The organism is Bacteroides sp. ET71, from assembly GCF_023336905.1.
GTDB lineage: Bacteria > Bacteroidota > Bacteroidia > Bacteroidales > Bacteroidaceae > Bacteroides.
Map to the genome: position 1 here is coordinate 72,534 of NZ_JAMBLS010000003.1, position 15,591 is coordinate 88,124.

Consider the following 15,591-nt stretch of genomic DNA (forward strand, 5'->3'; position numbering starts at 1 on the left):
TACAGCATAAACTATCTGTTTCATTAACCTATACAATCATGAAAGAAGAACAAATCATCAACGCTTACAAGCTGGCCAAAGCTCGCTACGCAGACCTTGGCATCGACACAGACAAAGTCATGGACACTTTGCAACGCACCTCCCTCTCCCTGCATTGCTGGCAGGCCGACGACGTGACAGGCTTCGAATCGCGCGGCACACTTACCGGCGGAATCCAGACCACAGGCAACTATCCCGGCAAGGCCCGCAACATTGACGAGCTGCGCCAAGACATCCTGAAAGCCGCCTCCTACATCCCCGGCAAGCACCGATTGAGCCTCCATGAAATATACGGAGACTTCGGAGGCCAGTTCATAGACCGCGACCAAGTGGAACCCCGCCACTTCGAAAGTTGGATGCAATGGGCCGCCGAAAACGGCATGAAACTCGACTTCAACTCCACCTCCTTCTCCCATCCCAAGAGCGGAGACCTCTCGCTGGCCAATCCAGACAAAAGCATCCGGGACTTTTGGGTGGAACATACCAAACGCTGCCGTGCCATTGCCGAAGAGATGGGCAAACGCCAACAGGACCCTTGCATCATGAACCTTTGGGTGCACGACGGCAGCAAAGACATCACAGTGAACCGGATGAAGTACCGCGAGCTGCTTAAGGATTCGCTCGACAGAATCTTCGCCCAGGAATACACCCACATGAAAGACTGTGTGGAGTCCAAGGTCTTCGGCATCGGGCTAGAGAGCTATACCGTCGGATCGAACGATTTCTATATAGGATACGGAGTGCTACGACAGAAGCTCATCACGCTCGACACGGGACACTTCCATCCCACGGAAAGCGTGGCCGACAAGCTGTCGTCCCTCTTGCTGTTCGTGCCAGAGGTCATGCTGCATGTCAGCCGTCCGGTGCGCTGGGACAGCGACCACGTGACCATCATGAACGACGAGACACTCGACCTTTGCCATGAGATTGTCCGCTGCGGCGCGCTGGAGCGCGTTCATATCGGCCTTGACTACTTCGACGCCTCCATCAACCGTATCGGAGCTTATGTCATCGGCAGCCGTGCCACGCAAAAGTGCCTGTTGCAAGCTCTGCTCGAGCCGCTCGACACGTTGCGACGCTACGAGGCAGAAGGCAAGGGCTTCCAACGTCTGGCATTGCTTGAAGAAGCCAAGTCGCTCCCGTGGAACGCCGTGTGGGACATGTTCTGCCTGAAGAACGATGTCCCCGTGGGCCATGAGTTCATAAGCGAAATAGAGAAATACGAGGCCGAAGTTACTTCGAAACGCTGATTCAACGGCTATCCCGGGCAATCCTTCCGAGAAAGAGCTGTCCGGATGGCCGGCAAAGGAATATGTAACCTATGGAGATACTTGCAGGTCTTTTGATTATTGCGATAGGCAGTTTCGGACAAAGCAGTTCGTACGTGCCTATCAACCGGGTGAAAAGCTGGTCATGGGAAAGTTTCTGGCTGGTGCAAGGCATTTTTGCCTGGCTGGTGTTCCCGTTCCTTGGTGCGTTGTTAGCCGTTCCCGAAGGGGGTAACTTGTGTGCCCTGTGGTCGGCAGGAGGCGCGTGGCCAGCCATTGTCTACGGTGTATTGTGGGGTGTGGGAGGACTGACGTTCGGCCTCTCCATGCGCTATCTTGGGGTGGCTCTGGGACAGAGTGTTTCGCTGGGCACTTGCGCCGCGTTCGGCACGCTGTTTCCCGCGCTTTTTGCGGGGACTGACCTGCTGCATGGCGAGGGTTTGATGCTGCTGGGCGGCGTGTGCGTCACGTTGGCGGGCATCGCCATCATCGGTTATGCAGGGAGTCTGCGCTCGCGCAACATGAGCGAGGAAGAGAAGCGTGCGGCGGTGAAGGATTTCGCTTTGGGCAAGGGCTTGCTCGTGGCGTTGCTGGCCGGCGTCATGAGTGCTTGCTTCGCTTTGGGGCTCGACGCCGGCACTCCCATCAAAGAGGCGGCGTTGCTGGCCGGGGTAGAGCCGTTGTATGCCGGGCTGCCGGTCATTTGCCTCGTGACGTTGGGCGGTTTCTTCACCAACGCCGCTTATTGCATCAGCCAGAACGTGAAGAACGGCACTGGCAAAGAATATTTCTCGCAACGAGGCGGTGTGCTGGCTAACAACGTACTGTTTTGCGCACTGGCCGGCGTGCTGTGGTACTCGCAATTCTTCGGTCTGGAGATGGGCAAGAGCTTCTTGGGCGATGCTCCTGTGCTGCTGGCATTTTCGTGGAGCATCCTGATGTCGCTCAACGTGACGTTCAGCAACGTGTGGGGCATCGTGCTCAAAGAGTGGCGCGGGTGCGGACGCAAAGCGGCCGTAGTCCTGGTGAGCGGGCTGTTGGTACTGATAGCCTCTATCATCGTGGTGGCCATGGCGCAGGCCTGATGCCTGGCGCATTGACAAAATGTATCATCATCATATAAAACAAGAAACGTATGAAATCTATTCTTACTGAACGCCCGGCTCTGGCAGCCGAAGTGGAAAAGGTGGCCGAAGTGGCCGGTTATCTTTGGCAGAAAGGCTGGGCAGAACGGAACGGCGGAAATATCACCGTGAACATTACCGAGCATGTGGACGACGCTATCCGACAGATGCCGCCCATCAGCGAGGTGAGGCCCATCGGCGTCACCCTGCCCCGCCTGAAGGGCTGTTATTTCTATTGCAAGGGGACCAACCGACGGATGCGCGACCTGGCGCGGCGCCCGATGGAGAACGGTTCGGTCATCCGCATCCTCGACGACTGCGCAAGCTACGTCATCATAGCCGACAATCCGGTAGCGCCTACTTCGGAGCTGCCCTCGCATCTGAGCGTGCACGACTACCTCATAGCCCAAGGCTCGCCCTACAAGGCTTCGATACACACGCACCCCATCGAACTGGTGGCCATGAGCCACTGCCGCCGCTTCTTGGAGAAAGACGTGGCGTCCAACCTGTTGTGGAGCATGATTCCCGAGACGAAGGCATTCTGCCCGCGCGGTCTGGGGGTGGTTCCCTACTGCCTGCCCGGTTCGGTGGAACTGGCAGAAGAGACGATACGCCAGCTCGACGACTACGACGTGGTGCTGTGGGAAAAGCACGGCGTCTTTGCCGTAGACGTGGACGTGATGGCGGCCTTCGACCAGGTGGATGTGCTCAACAAATCGGCCCTTATCTACATAGCTGCCAAAAACATGGGCTTCGAACCGGAAGGCATGAGCGCCGAGCAGATGCGCGAGATGTCCGTGGCCTTCAACCTGCCCAAGTGAGAACGGCAGCCGCCGGCCTGCGCCCACAGGCGTCCGCCCCGTGCCCGCAATAGCCTCGGCCCGTGTCCGCAACAGCCAGCGCCCGTGTCCGCAACAGCCAGCGGGCACGGCCTTGCCGAAGATTGCCGGAAAACAAATTATTAACGATAAATGTACGAACCATGAAAATACGGTTGAAAATAAGACAGATATTGTGCGGCGCACTACTGCTCGGACTGGCGGCATCATGCGCCCCTTCTGCCTCCGCCGATCTGGAGGCAGGCTTCAAGAATCCTCCCGCCGACATTCAGACTTCGGTCTACTGGTATTGGGTGTCGGGATATATCTCCGAGGAGGGAGTGGTGAAAGACTTGCAGGCCATGAAACGGGCGGGCATTAACCGCGCGTTCATCGGCTGCATCGGAGAAAACTCGGTACAGGCACCTTACCCCCAGGTCGCTTTTGGCAGCGAAGAGTGGTGGCGCATACTGCACACCGCCCTGAAGACGGCCACCGAACTGGGCATCGAAATCGGCATCTTCAACACACCGGGCTGGAGCCAGTCGGGCGGCCCGTGGATAAAACCCGAACAAGCCATGCGCTACCTGACCTCCGTGCATCGGGAGGTAACGGGCGGCCGACACGTAGAACTGCTGCTGGAGAAGCCGTCAGCCGACTTCCAGGACGTCAAGGTGCTGGCCTTCCCCGCCGGCGAAGCACTCCCCGCACTGTCCTCAGGCCCGGTCAGCTTCCCCGCATCGTCGAAACGCCCGTATGCCGTAGACTTCACAGCTCCCGAAGGCTTCACGCTGCGCACCGTCAAAGTCACACCGTCGCACGACGGCATCCTGGCCAACGCACGCCTGCTGGCCGACAACGGCGACGGATACCAACCGGTGACCGAGTTCGGCATCGCACGCATCAACTCCGCACTGATAGTGGGCTTCGACCCGTATGCCCCCATCGTGGTCACCGTAGCCGACACCCCGGCACGGCGCTTCCGCCTGGAGTTTGGCGACGCCGTAGCCGACAAGACACTGGAAAACATCGAACTGCTGTCGGCACCGCTCCTCGAAAGCTACCCGGAAAAGACGCTTGCCAAGATGTTCCAGGCACCCCTGCCCTATTGGCATGAATACCAATGGAGAGAGCAACCGCCCCTGTCCGACGCCTCGCTGGCAATACCCGCCGCACAGGTGATCGACATCTCCGACTGCCTGCAAGGCGACACCCTGCGCTGGGACGCCCCCGCCGGACGCTGGATAGTGATGCGCACAGGCATGAGGCCCACTGGAGTGACCAACGCGCCGGCCGACCCCGAAGCCACAGGACTGGAGGTAGACAAGATGAGCCGCGAGCATGTGAGAGCGCACTTCGACGCATTCATGGGAGAAATCTGCCGCCGCATCCCCGAAGCCGACCGCAAAAGCTGGAAGGTCGTCGTGCAGGACAGCTACGAGACAGGCGGGCAAAACTTCACGGACGACTTCCTCGACTCGTTCAAGCAACGCTACGGTTACGACCCGCTGCCCTTTCTTCCGGTGTACGAAGGATACGTAGTAGAAAGCCGGGACCGGTCCGACCGCTTCCTGTGGGACATGCGCCGTCTGGTGGCCGACCGTGTGGCCTATGACTATGTGGGCGGCTTGCGCGACGTGTGCCACGAACATGGCCTGCACACGTGGCTCGAGAACTATGGACACTGGGGCTTCCCGGCCGAGTTCCTGCAATACGGCGGCCAGTCGGACGAAATCGGAGGCGAGTTCTGGAGCTTCGGCGACCTCGGCAACATCGAAAACCGGGCGGCATCGTCGTGCGGCCACATCTATGGCAAGACACGCATCTCTGCCGAATCGTTCACCAGCGGAGGGCGACCCTTCGAGTGCTATCCCGCACAGATGAAAACCCGCGGAGACCGTTTCTTCGCGGAAGGCATTAACAACACGCTGCTCCACCTCTATATCTCACAACCCTCCGACGAGCGGGTACCGGGCGTCAACGCGTGGTTCGGCAGCGAATTTAACCGCATGAACACCTGGTTCACGCAGATGGACCTCTTCACCACCTACCTGAAGCGCGTGAACTACATGCTGCAACAGGGCTTGAACGTGGCCGACGTAGCCTACTTCATAGGCGAGGACACCCCGAAAATGACGGGCTTGGCCGAACCGGCACTGCCGGAAGGCTACCAGTTCGACTACATCAACGCAGAAGTCATCCTGCGCGACCTGAACATGGAAGACGGACTGCTGACCTTGCCCCACGGGACGAAATACCGACTGCTGGTGCTGCCGCCGCTGAAGACCATGCGCCCGGAGCTGCTGGAAAAGCTCGCCACACTGCTGCGCGACGGGGCAGTGGTACTGGGCACGCCCCCAGACCGCTCGCCCAGCGGACAAGACTATCCGAACGCCGACAAGCGTGTGCAGTCCCTATCAGCCGAACTGTGGAAAGGCTGGGACGGCCAGACAAAGACAGCTATCCCGGTAGGGAAAGGGTTCCTGCTGTGCGGCATGGACATGCAGGAAGCCCTGGATTTCATACACTGTGCCCCCGACTGCGCCTTGCCCCAAGGAGCACCCGTGGTGTACGGACACCGCACCCTGCCCGGTGCCGAGGTTTATTTCCTGGCCAACCAAAGCGGAGAAGCGGTCGACGTGTCGCCTGTGTTCCGCGTGAATGGCCGACAGCCGGAACTGTGGAATCCGATGGACGGCAGCATACGTCCCCTGCCCTCTTACGCTGAAAAGGGAGACAGTTGCACGGAAGTGCCGCTGCGCTTCTGCCCGGGCGAAAGTGCCTTCATCGTCTTCCGGAAACCTTCCGAAGCGATGGACGGAGAAGCGTCGGTCGACATTAACTTCCCACGCCCGCACACCTTGGTGCAGCTCGACGGCGACTGGGGCATACACTTCCGCGACTCGCTCCGTGCTCCTGCCCCCGCAACGCTCACAAGCCAACTCTTCGACCTGACCACGAGCAGCAACGACACCATACGCTACTACTCGGGCACGATAGACTACGAAACGACGTTCGAACTGCCCCAGAAGCCCGCCGGGCGCCTGTATCTCAACCTGAACCACGTGGGCGTGATGGCCAAAGTAAAGGTGAACGGGCGGTATGCCGGAGGCGTATGGACTGCCCCCTACCAGGTGGAAGTGACCGACTTGGCCGTAGCAGGCAAGAACCGGGTGGAGGTGGAAGTCGTCACCACGTGGCAGAACCGCCTGATTGGCGACAGCCGCTTGCCGGAACAGGAACGGACCACGTGGGCCGCCCGCAACACCTGGACGCCACAAGACGCCCTGCAACCTTCGGGGCTGATGGGGCCGGTGACGTTAGAGGAAGTAAAATAGCATCGTTCTTCGCACAAACGCCTGATGTTTAGAGAATAATCCGTATTTTTGCCGGTAGCTAACAATACAAGTGTGCTTTATGGACAAAGACGACACAAGCAGGAAGGCAGCCTACAAGTACCTCATCGTCAACGACAGAGACCGGAAGTACGGGCTGTGGGTCAATACGGTAGGTTTCCAAACCATCGGAGCAGGCTCGTTCTATCCGTTAGAGGGGCATCCTTCGGGTTATTTCTTCAACGTCAGCAAAGGGCGTGTGTTGCACGAATACCAACTGGTCTACATCACGAAAGGCAAGGGAGAGCTGTCCCTGGAAAGAAACGGCACCAGGCCGATATCCCGAGGCAACCTGCTGCTGCTCTACCCGGGGCAATGGCACACGTACTCCCCGTGCCGCGACACAGGGTGGGACGAGTATTTCATCGGTTTTGAAGGAACGGTGGCAGACCAGTTCATGAAAGAAGGTTTCCAGTCTCTTGGCGAACAGGTCTTCGAGATGGGGCTGAACGAAGAGCTTTTCTCGCTCTTCGCCCGCGCGCTGGAAGTGGCCCAGGCCGACAAGATGTTTGCACAGCAATACCTCGCCGGCATCGTGCTTCACATGCTGGGGATGGTGCTCTCCGTCTCGAAGAACTGTGCCTTCGGATTGAACAACATGGCCCGGAAAGTAGAACAAGCCAAAATCATGATGAACGAGAGCGTCTGCCAGGAAATGAATCCCGAGGAACTGGCCATGAAACTGAACGTCAGCTATTCGTGGTTCCGGAAGGTGTTCAAAGACTACACCGGCTATGCCCCTGCCCAATATTTCCAGGAGCTGAAACTTCGTCGGGCCAAGCAAATGCTGGTCGGGACGTCCTGTTCTGTCAAGGAGATTGCCTACTCGCTTGGCTATGCGTCGCCCGAGCACTTCTTTTCCATCTTCAAGAAACACACGGGCTGCACCCCCTCCGATTACCGCCTGGTGGGACGGGGCACGCCCCGCGGCAAACGGGACGGCGATTGAGGGCCGTGCCTGTCTGCCGGAAGAAGCACGCTTCGTCCGAACTGTGGCGGAGCAAGCAACGAACAATAGAGAAAGGGCCTATGTACAGACAAGAATCGCCTGCTGCACACTAAGGACAAGATTCTATAACAAAATGAGTTAGCAAAAAGCGGGAAACAGAGATTCTGTTTCCCGCTACATCGGATCTACATCATAATAAACCATCGCCCCCTTGAAGCGCGGGTCGCCCCCCACCTCGCGCTGCACGGCCAGCAGCAAGCTACGTACGCGTGCCACGGGCGCCGTAGTCTCCACCTTCAGCACTATCTTGCGGATGAAAAGAGTCTGGATTCTGGCCACGGGCGGTTTGTCCGGGCCCAGCACACGCTCCCGGAACAAGGTGCGCAGACGGGCAGCCATGTCTTGCGCCATCTGCTCTACGACGTCCTCGCGCCGGTGTTTCAGGTAGACGTACACCAAGCGGTAGTAGGGCGGATAGCGGAACAGTTGGCGTTCGGCCAGTTGGCCGGCCGCCATGCCCTCGTAATCATTGGCTATGACTTGTGCTATCATTGGATGGTCGATGCTCTTCGTCTGAAGGATGACGCGCCCGCGCATCTCACGCCGGCCCGCACGGCCGGCCACCTGGGCCATCAACTGGAAGGCACGTTCGTAGGCCCGGAAGTCGGGATAATTCAGGAGCGTATCGGCGTTCAAGATGCCCACCACGCTGACCCGGTCGAAGTCTAGCCCCTTCGACACCATCTGCGTACCCACCAGGATGTCCGTACGGCCCTGCTGGAAATCGTCGATGATGCGTTCGTAGGCCGAACGCGAGCGAGTGGTGTCCAGGTCCATGCGTGCCATGCGTGCCTCGGGCAACAGGGCGTGCAGTTCGTCTTCCACCTTTTCCGTACCGAAGCCCCGCGCCCGTAAATCCGTACCGTCACAAGCCGGGCAACGAAGTGGCAGGGGGGTGGTGTAGCCGCAGTAGTGGCACGTCAACATGTTCAGGCCCTTGTGGTAAGTCAGGCTCACGTCGCAGTTCTGGCACTTGGGCACCCAGCCGCACGTATTGCACTCGACCATCGGCGCAAAGCCCCGCCGGTTCTGGAAGAGGATGACCTGTTCCCGCCGTTCGAGCGCTTCGCGGATGTATTGCAACAGCAGGGGCGAGAAAGGCCCTTTCATGCGCTTCTTGTGCGCCAGTTCGCGGATGTCCACAGGGATGATTTCGGGTAGCTGGACCGCACGATGGCGTTCGCTCAAGTCCACACGGGCATACTTTCCCGTTTCGGCATTGTGCCACGTCTCCAGGCTGGGAGTGGCCGTTCCCAACAACGTTTTGGCTCCGTAGTAAGAAGCCAAGACGATGGCCGCGTTCCGGGCATGGTAGCGGGGAGCGGGGTCTTGCTGCTTGTACGTAGTCTCATGCTCCTCGTCCACAATGACCAGCTCCAACCGTCGGAAGGGCAGGAAGACTGACGAGCGCACGCCCAGTATGACATCATAAGGCGTGTCGGACAACTGCCGCTGCCAGATTTCCACCCGCTCGGCATCGGGAAACTTAGAGTGATAAATCCCCAGGCGGTTGCCGAAGACACGCTTCAGGCGTTCGGTTATCTGAGTAGTCAGCGCTATCTCCGGAAGCAGGTAAAGCACCTGTCCGCCCCGTTCCAAAGCTTCTTGAATAAGGTGAATGTAGATTTCCGTCTTACCGCTGGAAGTAACACCGTAGAGCAGGCAGACATGCTTCTCGCGAAAAGCTGCCACAATCTCGTCATGCGCACGCTGCTGGGCGGCAGAAAGCACATGAGGCTGCCCCAGCGGACCAACAGGCTGGCCGTTGCCCAGACGGCCTACCTCCTCCTGGTAGGTCTCAAGAATACCGCGCGAGACAAGGCCCGTGAAGACAGCCTGCGTGGCTCCCGTGCGTTGCAGCAAATCGCGCTTGGACACCGGGCGTTCCCTCCCTCCAAGGGCTCCGGACTGCTCCAGGTACTTCATCAGAAGGTCGAGCTGCTTAGGGGCACGGCGCTGCAACTCGTCGAAGAAGATGTGCAACCGATGCTCATTGCGGGCATCCGGAGCCAGGCGCACGCGAGTTTCCGTCTTCGGCTTGTACGTACGCTTCAGTTCCTCCTTCACAAATACGGCTTCACGAGACAGCAATGCGTTGAGGACGGCCAGTATATTCTTTATCCCGGCACGCTGTTCCAGCTTCGTGACCGACAACGCTGGCTCTTCAGCCAACAAATCCAAGACACATTGCTCACGCTCCGGCAAACGTTCGCCCGCCTCAAAGTCCGGATTCAGTTCAACCACCGTCTCACTCTCCAGTTTCAACCCCGAAGGCAAAGCCGCCTTATAGACATCACCCAGCGTGCATAGATAGTAGTCCGAGAGCCACTTCCAAAACCTGAACTGAACAGGCAACAGAACAGGCCGCGCATCCAGCACGGCCAATACCTCCTTCACCTCATAACCCTCAGGACGGAGCGCATGAATCCTCTCCACAATGCCCGTATAGAACTTCTTGCGCCCGAAAGGCACCACCACACGGCACCCTTCCCGTACGCTCTCCTCCAGCTCCGGAGGCAGCAGATACGTAAACCCACCGGGCAAAGGCAAAGGCAGTATGACGTCGACAAACCGTTCCATGCACAAACTTTTATACTGAACGAAGCCGAAGCACCCCCTCGCGTTCAGAAGGAATGCTTCGGCTCTATCCGAATGTTAAATCTCATCAAAAGAGGTAAGCCAAAGACACTTGCCAAGTCTTGTCCTTAGCCCCATCGCCGTCCCACGTGAAGTGGTCGCCCATAGCAATGTTATAGTTCACGCCGAGCTGCAAATGGTTAATCAGCTTCACGCCGGCGCCCACGTTGATGCCTACCTGCGCTTTCTTTCTATCCACACCGTCCGGGTCGCTCTTGAAATCGAAGAAGAAGTCCGGGCCTGCAGCAATGAAGATGCCCAGCATACTCCCCAATCCGAAGGTGTACTTCAGGTTGACCGGGATGTCCAGTCCCACCTGCTTCCTGTCGTCCGAATCCGCCTTGATGCCCTTTTGCGAGAACAGCAACGATGCATCCAGCCCCAAGCCGACAACGGGAATCGTCATCTCAGCCATCGGCCCTATGAAAAAGCCAGCCATCTTGTCCTTATAATCATCGAAGTCCAACTTAGTCACGTTCACTCCGCCTTTCACACCCCAGCGCAGAAGCTGTGCCTGGGCAGCCGGCATCACTACGAAGGTGCAGCACACGGCCACAACCAACAAAATAAATACTCTCTTCATATCCATATTTGTCTTTAAAGTTTGTGGCAAATATATGTATTTTTCCCGCACTTCCTCGCCCTTCCGGACAAAAAAATGTCTCCTTCGGCAAAAAAAAGGTCCCAAAGCATACAACTTATCGCAAAAGAAGCTACCTTTGCACCGCCTTAAGCAAGGAAAGATGCCGGAGTGGTCGATCGGGCCGCACTCGAAATGCGGTGAACGGGCAACTGTTCCCAGGGTTCGAATCCCTGTCTTTCCGCAAAAGAATTGCCTGCGGGCAACAAAAAAAGGAACCGGAGTGAAAAACTCCGGTTCCTTTTTTTATGCTCTGCCGACAGGACGGCTCAGTCCGAGAGAGAGGCTTCTATGTCATAAACGCCGGCCTCCAGGCGCAGGGAGCCCTCCGGCAAGGCAACGTCCTCGCCGTTGACCTTGCAAAGAGAGGCGTTCCCCGGCAAGCGCAAATCGGCTGTCGAACCGATGGGGATGGAGACATGCACCTTCAGTCCGCCGTCTTTCAAAGCCCAGTTCACGACCACCGTGCCATAAGGAGTGTCCTTCGTCGTATGAGCCCAAGTGACACCTTGGGGAATCTGCGGCTCTATGAAGAAATGCTTATACCCCGCCTTGTCCGCATCAGGCCTGATGCCTCCGATGGCTTGGTAGAACCAGTTTCCGATGCCGTTGTAGCAATTGTGCACACGGCTGCGCTCTCCGCTCCAATATTCCCAAGTGGTCGTAGCACCATTCAGCAGCATGTGCAGGTAGCCGGGATAGTCCGGTTGCTTTAACAAACGGTACATCCAGTCCGCTGCACGGTTCTGCACGGCCCATTCTGTCAAGATGGGGACTCCTACCAGGCCGACACCGATGTGCCCCCGGTATTGCTCTGCGGTGCGTCGTTCCATCTCATCTTTGACCGAAGCATAGAGTTCGGACGGCACCACGCCCACCAGCATCGGGTAGGTCATGTCGAGCTGCGAGCCGGTGGCATAGATGTGTTCCTCCGCTTTGTAGAAAGCCTGGTGGATGCGTTTGTTCAGCGCTTCTTTCTGCGCGGCAAAGTCTTTGGCCTCATCCGCCCGGCCCAAAGCCCCGGCCACGCGGCACAAAGCCCCTAAGCAGTCGCTGATGAAGCAGTTGTTCACCAAGTCTATCGAGGCCTGGTTGCCGCTGTCCACTCCCATCGGAGCCAGCCAGTCGCCCAAGTACCAGCCGCGATAAGAGGTATCCGGCCAGCGCTGCAACAGGCCGTCCACCATATACTTGCGCACATAGCCCATCCACGCCTTCATGTCGTCGTAACAACGTTCCAGCAGGCGGCTGTCGCCATAGTTCAGATAAGTGCGCCACGGAGCCAAGACGATGAATCCGCACCAATAAGGGCCGCCGCCTCCGCCGCCCGCCGGGGCGACATGGGGCAAGCCACCGTCCGGCTGTATGACATCTTCCCAGGCCTGCAGCCAGTTCAGGTAGGTGGGAGCCGCATCGTACATGGTCTGGAAGACTTGCGTGGATGAGTTACCGTCGCCGCCATAACCGGTGCGCTCCAGATGGGGGCAGTCCACCATGTATCCACTGAAAGTCAGACAGCGCAAAGTATAGTTCACCATGTCGTGTATGGCATTCAGGTCTCGGTCCGAGCAGACAAAGGTAGATGCCGGGCGGTAATCCCCATGCACCAGATAGGCCTTGACCTGCGCCGGCTGCGGCTTACAGGGCAGGCCGGAAATCTTCGCATAGCGGAATGCATGGTGGTGGAACTTGTTGCAGAACAGGTCAGCCGTCCGGCCAGATGCCACGTAGATGTCGCTTTCTCCCTGCTCTTCAATCGTCCCGTCAGGTTTCATGAAATCGCTGTAAGAGACCTTCAGTTCGTGCCCGGCAGGCAACGAGGGAATCTGCAGTTCGAACCATCCGGTCAGGACCTTCCCCATGTCGACCAGCCACGTGCCATTCTCCAAGAGCGTGATGCTTTTGGGTGACAGCGTCTCTTGCACCTTGTTCGGCTCGCACATTTGCGGGGTCAACCGACGGGAAGCGACGTTTATTTCGGCAGTATTCTCCCAAGCCAGCTTATCCAGCCCGGCGGACGTCAGGGAAAGCGGCAACTGACGGGCGTCAATCCGCTCGCCGCCGAACTGCAATGCGTTCCAGGAGCCGGTATCGCTGTACCCGCTCTCGCGGCCTTGCCAGGTATCGTCCGTCGCCACGAGCGTATCCCAGCCACCCTTCTTGTTCAAGGCAGACAACTCGGCACAGACCACCGGCCCGTCGTGTTCGGCCTTGAAGGTGGTCTGCTTGTACCAGCCCTTCCCTATCCACAAGAGCAATTCGTTCTCGCCCGGCTTCAAGAGAGAGGTGACGTCATAGGTCACTATCAAGCAGCGTTTATCCAACTGGGAGACTGCCGGCGCCAAGACAGAGGCATCCACCTTGCGGCCGTTCAGGTATGCTTCATGGTAACCCAAGGAAGCGACGTGCAAGAAGGCGGTGGACAAGGCGTCCACCCGGAACTTTTTCCGCAGCAGGGGGGCAGAGACCTTCTCCCCCGCCAAGCTGATGAACTTCCCCTTCAGGGCGTCTCCTTCTTCTTCCAGAATACCGACGGCAAAGCGTTGCACCGGGCTCCAGTCGGACTGGTTGCCTTGTTCGTCGGTCACGCGCACACGCCAATAACACAGCATCCGCGACTTCAGGTCCCGGCCCCCGTAGGGCACCATCACCGAAGCATCAGACTGCACCCGGCCCGTGTCCCACAGGTCTGCCCGGCCTTGGGCCAGGCGCACGCTGTCTGTGCCCACCTGAATCTGGTAGGCGTGCTGGCTCATCGAGCCATCGGAAGCCAGCACTTTCCAACTGAAGCGCGGGGCGGTGTTGTCAATGCCCAGCGGGTTGGTCAGGTTCTCGCAGCGCAAGTCCGCCAGCCAGATGGAGGCGGCTGCCGCCTGCCACACGCCCGCCAAGCACAACAGGAGTGATAAAAAAGCTTTCTTCATGAGCGGCATCCTTTACATCCGGCGCAACACGACGCGGCGCGTCACCGGCTTGTTGATTTCATAAATCTTGTCAATCATCACATCCATCTCTTCCTGACGGGCGTCGCGCACGGTTTGGAACATGTGGCGCGTGTAGTTATCGCGGTGGCCTTTCACCCATCCGTCCTTTTCCACATACTCGTCCATCACGTCGAGGGCCTTGCGGTCGTTGGCAAACAGCAGCCCGTGTTTCTGGAAGAAGCTGAACTGCGTCCAGGCATACTCGCGCATGGTGCGCTCGATTTCCCAGCGTATCTCGTTGAGATGCATCACCGCCAACGCCTGCTGGTATTGGGGCGTTTTCGTCTCGGCCGCCAGATTGACGCCTTTTTCCAGCTCGGCAGCGGTATAGGTGTTCACCTCCTGCCCGTCAATCAGCAGCTTATAGTTACCGGCCTTCAGGCCCGATACCTTCAGCAGCTCTTGGTTCATTTCGTCCATGAAGGGCACGAGCTTCGTGGCGTCGGCCTGCGACTTGCGCTGCATCCATCCCCGGGGTATGGTGTCGAGCGGGTAAGGCAGTGCTTCGGCCAGGTAGTCGAAGCTGAAGTCGCGTCCGTTGCGTTCGATGTTGCTCAGGCTACAGTTCTCAGCCTTGACTGCTTTCCGGGCACGAGCGTCCAGTTCCATCTCTGCCACGGGTTTCCCGGCAAAGCCTTGCGCCTTCAGGAAGAGGTAAGCCATCACCATGTGACCGTCGTTGTCAGGATGGATTCGGTCGCTGCCGCACAGCGTGAATCCCGGGTCCTTGACCTGCTCCCGCTGGTTGATGGCCACCATCGGCTCGTTCCAGTCCGTAAATTCCCAGCCGTTTTCGGCGGCCACCTGCTTCTGGTAAGCCACCAGCCGCTTGATGGTTTCGTTCTTTGTCCGGAAAGGCGTATTGTCCTTCATCTGCACCGTCTCGTCGTACGGCGAGGTGCCGACCATGACCAGGCGCGTGCCGTGCAGTTCCTTGAAGCGGGCAGCCATCTTGTCGAAGTTGCTGACGCTCTCTTGGTACTTCTGCTCGCCAAAGGCTTTCGGGTTATCGCCGTTGTACTCGAAATAGCCAGAGTCGTTCATCCCGAACGTGACCATCAGCGTCGTCGGCTCCAAGCAGAAGATGTCTCCGTCCAAGCGTTCGAGCATGTCGCCCGCCGTGTCGCCGCCGATGCCACCGTTGAAGACGCGGATGTTCATGTTTGGGAAGCGGGTCATGTAGTAAAGCCAGATGTACGAATGGTAGTGTCCGCCATCGGTGATACTGTTGCCTAAGAACACGGCGCGTTCGCCGTCCTGAAAAGGTTTAATGGTTTGGGCCGATGCGCCTGCGCACAGGAAGCCATCGGGAGTGGATCGGGGTGTTTTACTTCCGAGCGCTTTGCCTGGGAGAAAGAGACATTCTCAGCCTGTTCGTCGAGGTAGACGCGAGAGGCCATACGGAAGGCTTCGATGCTCTGCTGTTCAATCAAGACATTCATCTCGCGCAGGCGGGCCAGGTTTTCGTCGGTGTAGCGGAAAGCCTTGTCCAGTTTATGCTTCCTCTCTTCCAAATACTCTTTCAGCAGGTCTTCCTTGGCATCGCGGCTCAAGTAGTCGTCGGCGGCGATGCGCAGGACTATGTCTTCCAGTATCTCCACCGGCAGCGGTTCCAGGTTCTCGTAGCCGCAGAGGTATCCGTCTCTGTATTTCAGGCTCATGGTTGTTCCGTTTTTT

General features: G+C 58.2%; 10 protein-coding genes and 1 tRNA gene. 6 read left to right on the forward strand and 5 right to left on the reverse strand.

From position 1 onward, the window contains the following. The first annotated feature begins 38 nt into the window (after positions 1-38). The 5 genes from M3090_RS02865 (at position 39) to M3090_RS02885 (ending at position 7,593) form a co-directional block, all read left to right on the forward strand. A complete protein-coding gene (locus M3090_RS02865) occupies positions 39-1,289 on the forward strand; it encodes an L-rhamnose isomerase (RefSeq protein WP_249053885.1) in 1,251 nt (416 codons plus the stop codon). 71 nt (positions 1,290-1,360) lie between these two features. Beyond that, positions 1,361-2,392 carry an L-rhamnose/proton symporter RhaT gene (rhaT, locus tag M3090_RS02870; RefSeq protein WP_249053886.1) on the forward strand — a complete coding sequence of 344 codons (1,032 nt, stop codon included), beginning with the start codon at positions 1,361-1,363 and terminating at the stop codon, positions 2,390-2,392. A 50-nt stretch (positions 2,393-2,442) separates the two neighbouring features. Next, on the forward strand, positions 2,443-3,252 hold the full coding sequence (gene rhaD, locus M3090_RS02875) for a rhamnulose-1-phosphate aldolase (RefSeq protein WP_249053887.1): 810 nt from the start codon (positions 2,443-2,445) through the stop codon (positions 3,250-3,252). Between the two features lie 161 nt (positions 3,253-3,413). After that, the gene (locus M3090_RS02880; RefSeq protein WP_249053888.1) at positions 3,414-6,587 is read left to right on the forward strand and encodes a glycosyl hydrolase; all 3,174 of its coding nucleotides are present in this window, start codon (positions 3,414-3,416) and stop codon (positions 6,585-6,587) included. A 79-nt stretch (positions 6,588-6,666) separates the two neighbouring features. Continuing rightward, entirely contained in the window at positions 6,667-7,593 is a 927-nt protein-coding gene (locus M3090_RS02885; RefSeq protein ID WP_249053889.1) for an AraC family transcriptional regulator, read from the forward strand. A gap of 174 nt (positions 7,594-7,767) precedes the next feature. On the opposite strand, the gene priA is transcribed toward M3090_RS02885, so the two are convergent. Continuing rightward, positions 7,768-10,233, reverse strand: coding sequence for a primosomal protein N' (gene priA, locus M3090_RS02890; protein ID WP_249053890.1), 2,466 nt, complete (start codon positions 10,231-10,233; stop codon positions 7,768-7,770). An 85-nt stretch (positions 10,234-10,318) separates the two neighbouring features. Then, complete coding sequence (locus M3090_RS02895) at positions 10,319-10,873, reverse strand: porin family protein (protein WP_249053891.1); 555 nt, start codon at positions 10,871-10,873, stop codon at positions 10,319-10,321. Positions 10,874-11,027: 154 nt separating this feature from the next. Here M3090_RS02895 and M3090_RS02900 point away from each other — a divergent pair. Continuing rightward, positions 11,028-11,114 (forward strand) — tRNA-Ser (locus M3090_RS02900). Between the two features lie 85 nt (positions 11,115-11,199). On the opposite strand, the gene M3090_RS02905 is transcribed toward M3090_RS02900, so the two are convergent. Genes M3090_RS02905 through M3090_RS02915 form a run of 3 tightly spaced genes read right to left on the reverse strand, consistent with a single transcriptional unit; the run spans position 11,200 to position 15,575 of the window. Continuing rightward, positions 11,200-13,854, reverse strand: coding sequence for an alpha-L-rhamnosidase (locus M3090_RS02905; protein ID WP_249053892.1), 2,655 nt, complete (start codon positions 13,852-13,854; stop codon positions 11,200-11,202). Between the two features lie 12 nt (positions 13,855-13,866). Then, the gene (locus M3090_RS02910; protein ID WP_249054017.1) at positions 13,867-15,213 is read right to left on the reverse strand and encodes an SGNH/GDSL hydrolase family protein; all 1,347 of its coding nucleotides are present in this window, start codon (positions 15,211-15,213) and stop codon (positions 13,867-13,869) included. Continuing rightward, a complete protein-coding gene (locus M3090_RS02915; RefSeq protein WP_249053893.1) occupies positions 15,147-15,575 on the reverse strand; it encodes a hypothetical protein in 429 nt (142 codons plus the stop codon). The genes M3090_RS02910 and M3090_RS02915 overlap by 67 nt, the downstream gene beginning before the upstream one ends. Positions 15,576-15,591 lie beyond the last annotated feature (16 nt).

Coding starts and splice junctions, on each gene's coding strand:
- M3090_RS02880 (WP_249053888.1), top strand. CDS start 3,414: ATGAAAATACGGTTGAAAATAAGACAGATATTGTGCGGCGCACTACTG.
- rhaD (WP_249053887.1), top strand. CDS start 2,443: ATGAAATCTATTCTTACTGAACGCCCGGCTCTGGCAGCCGAAGTGGAA.
- priA (WP_249053890.1), bottom strand. CDS start 10,233: ATGGAACGGTTTGTCGACGTCATACTGCCTTTGCCTTTGCCCGGTGGG.
- M3090_RS02905 (WP_249053892.1), bottom strand. CDS start 13,854: ATGAAGAAAGCTTTTTTATCACTCCTGTTGTGCTTGGCGGGCGTGTGG.
- M3090_RS02865 (WP_249053885.1), top strand. CDS start 39: ATGAAAGAAGAACAAATCATCAACGCTTACAAGCTGGCCAAAGCTCGC.
- M3090_RS02885 (WP_249053889.1), top strand. CDS start 6,667: ATGGACAAAGACGACACAAGCAGGAAGGCAGCCTACAAGTACCTCATC.
- M3090_RS02915 (WP_249053893.1), bottom strand. CDS start 15,575: ATGAGCCTGAAATACAGAGACGGATACCTCTGCGGCTACGAGAACCTG.
- M3090_RS02895 (WP_249053891.1), bottom strand. CDS start 10,873: ATGAAGAGAGTATTTATTTTGTTGGTTGTGGCCGTGTGCTGCACCTTC.
- rhaT (WP_249053886.1), top strand. CDS start 1,361: ATGGAGATACTTGCAGGTCTTTTGATTATTGCGATAGGCAGTTTCGGA.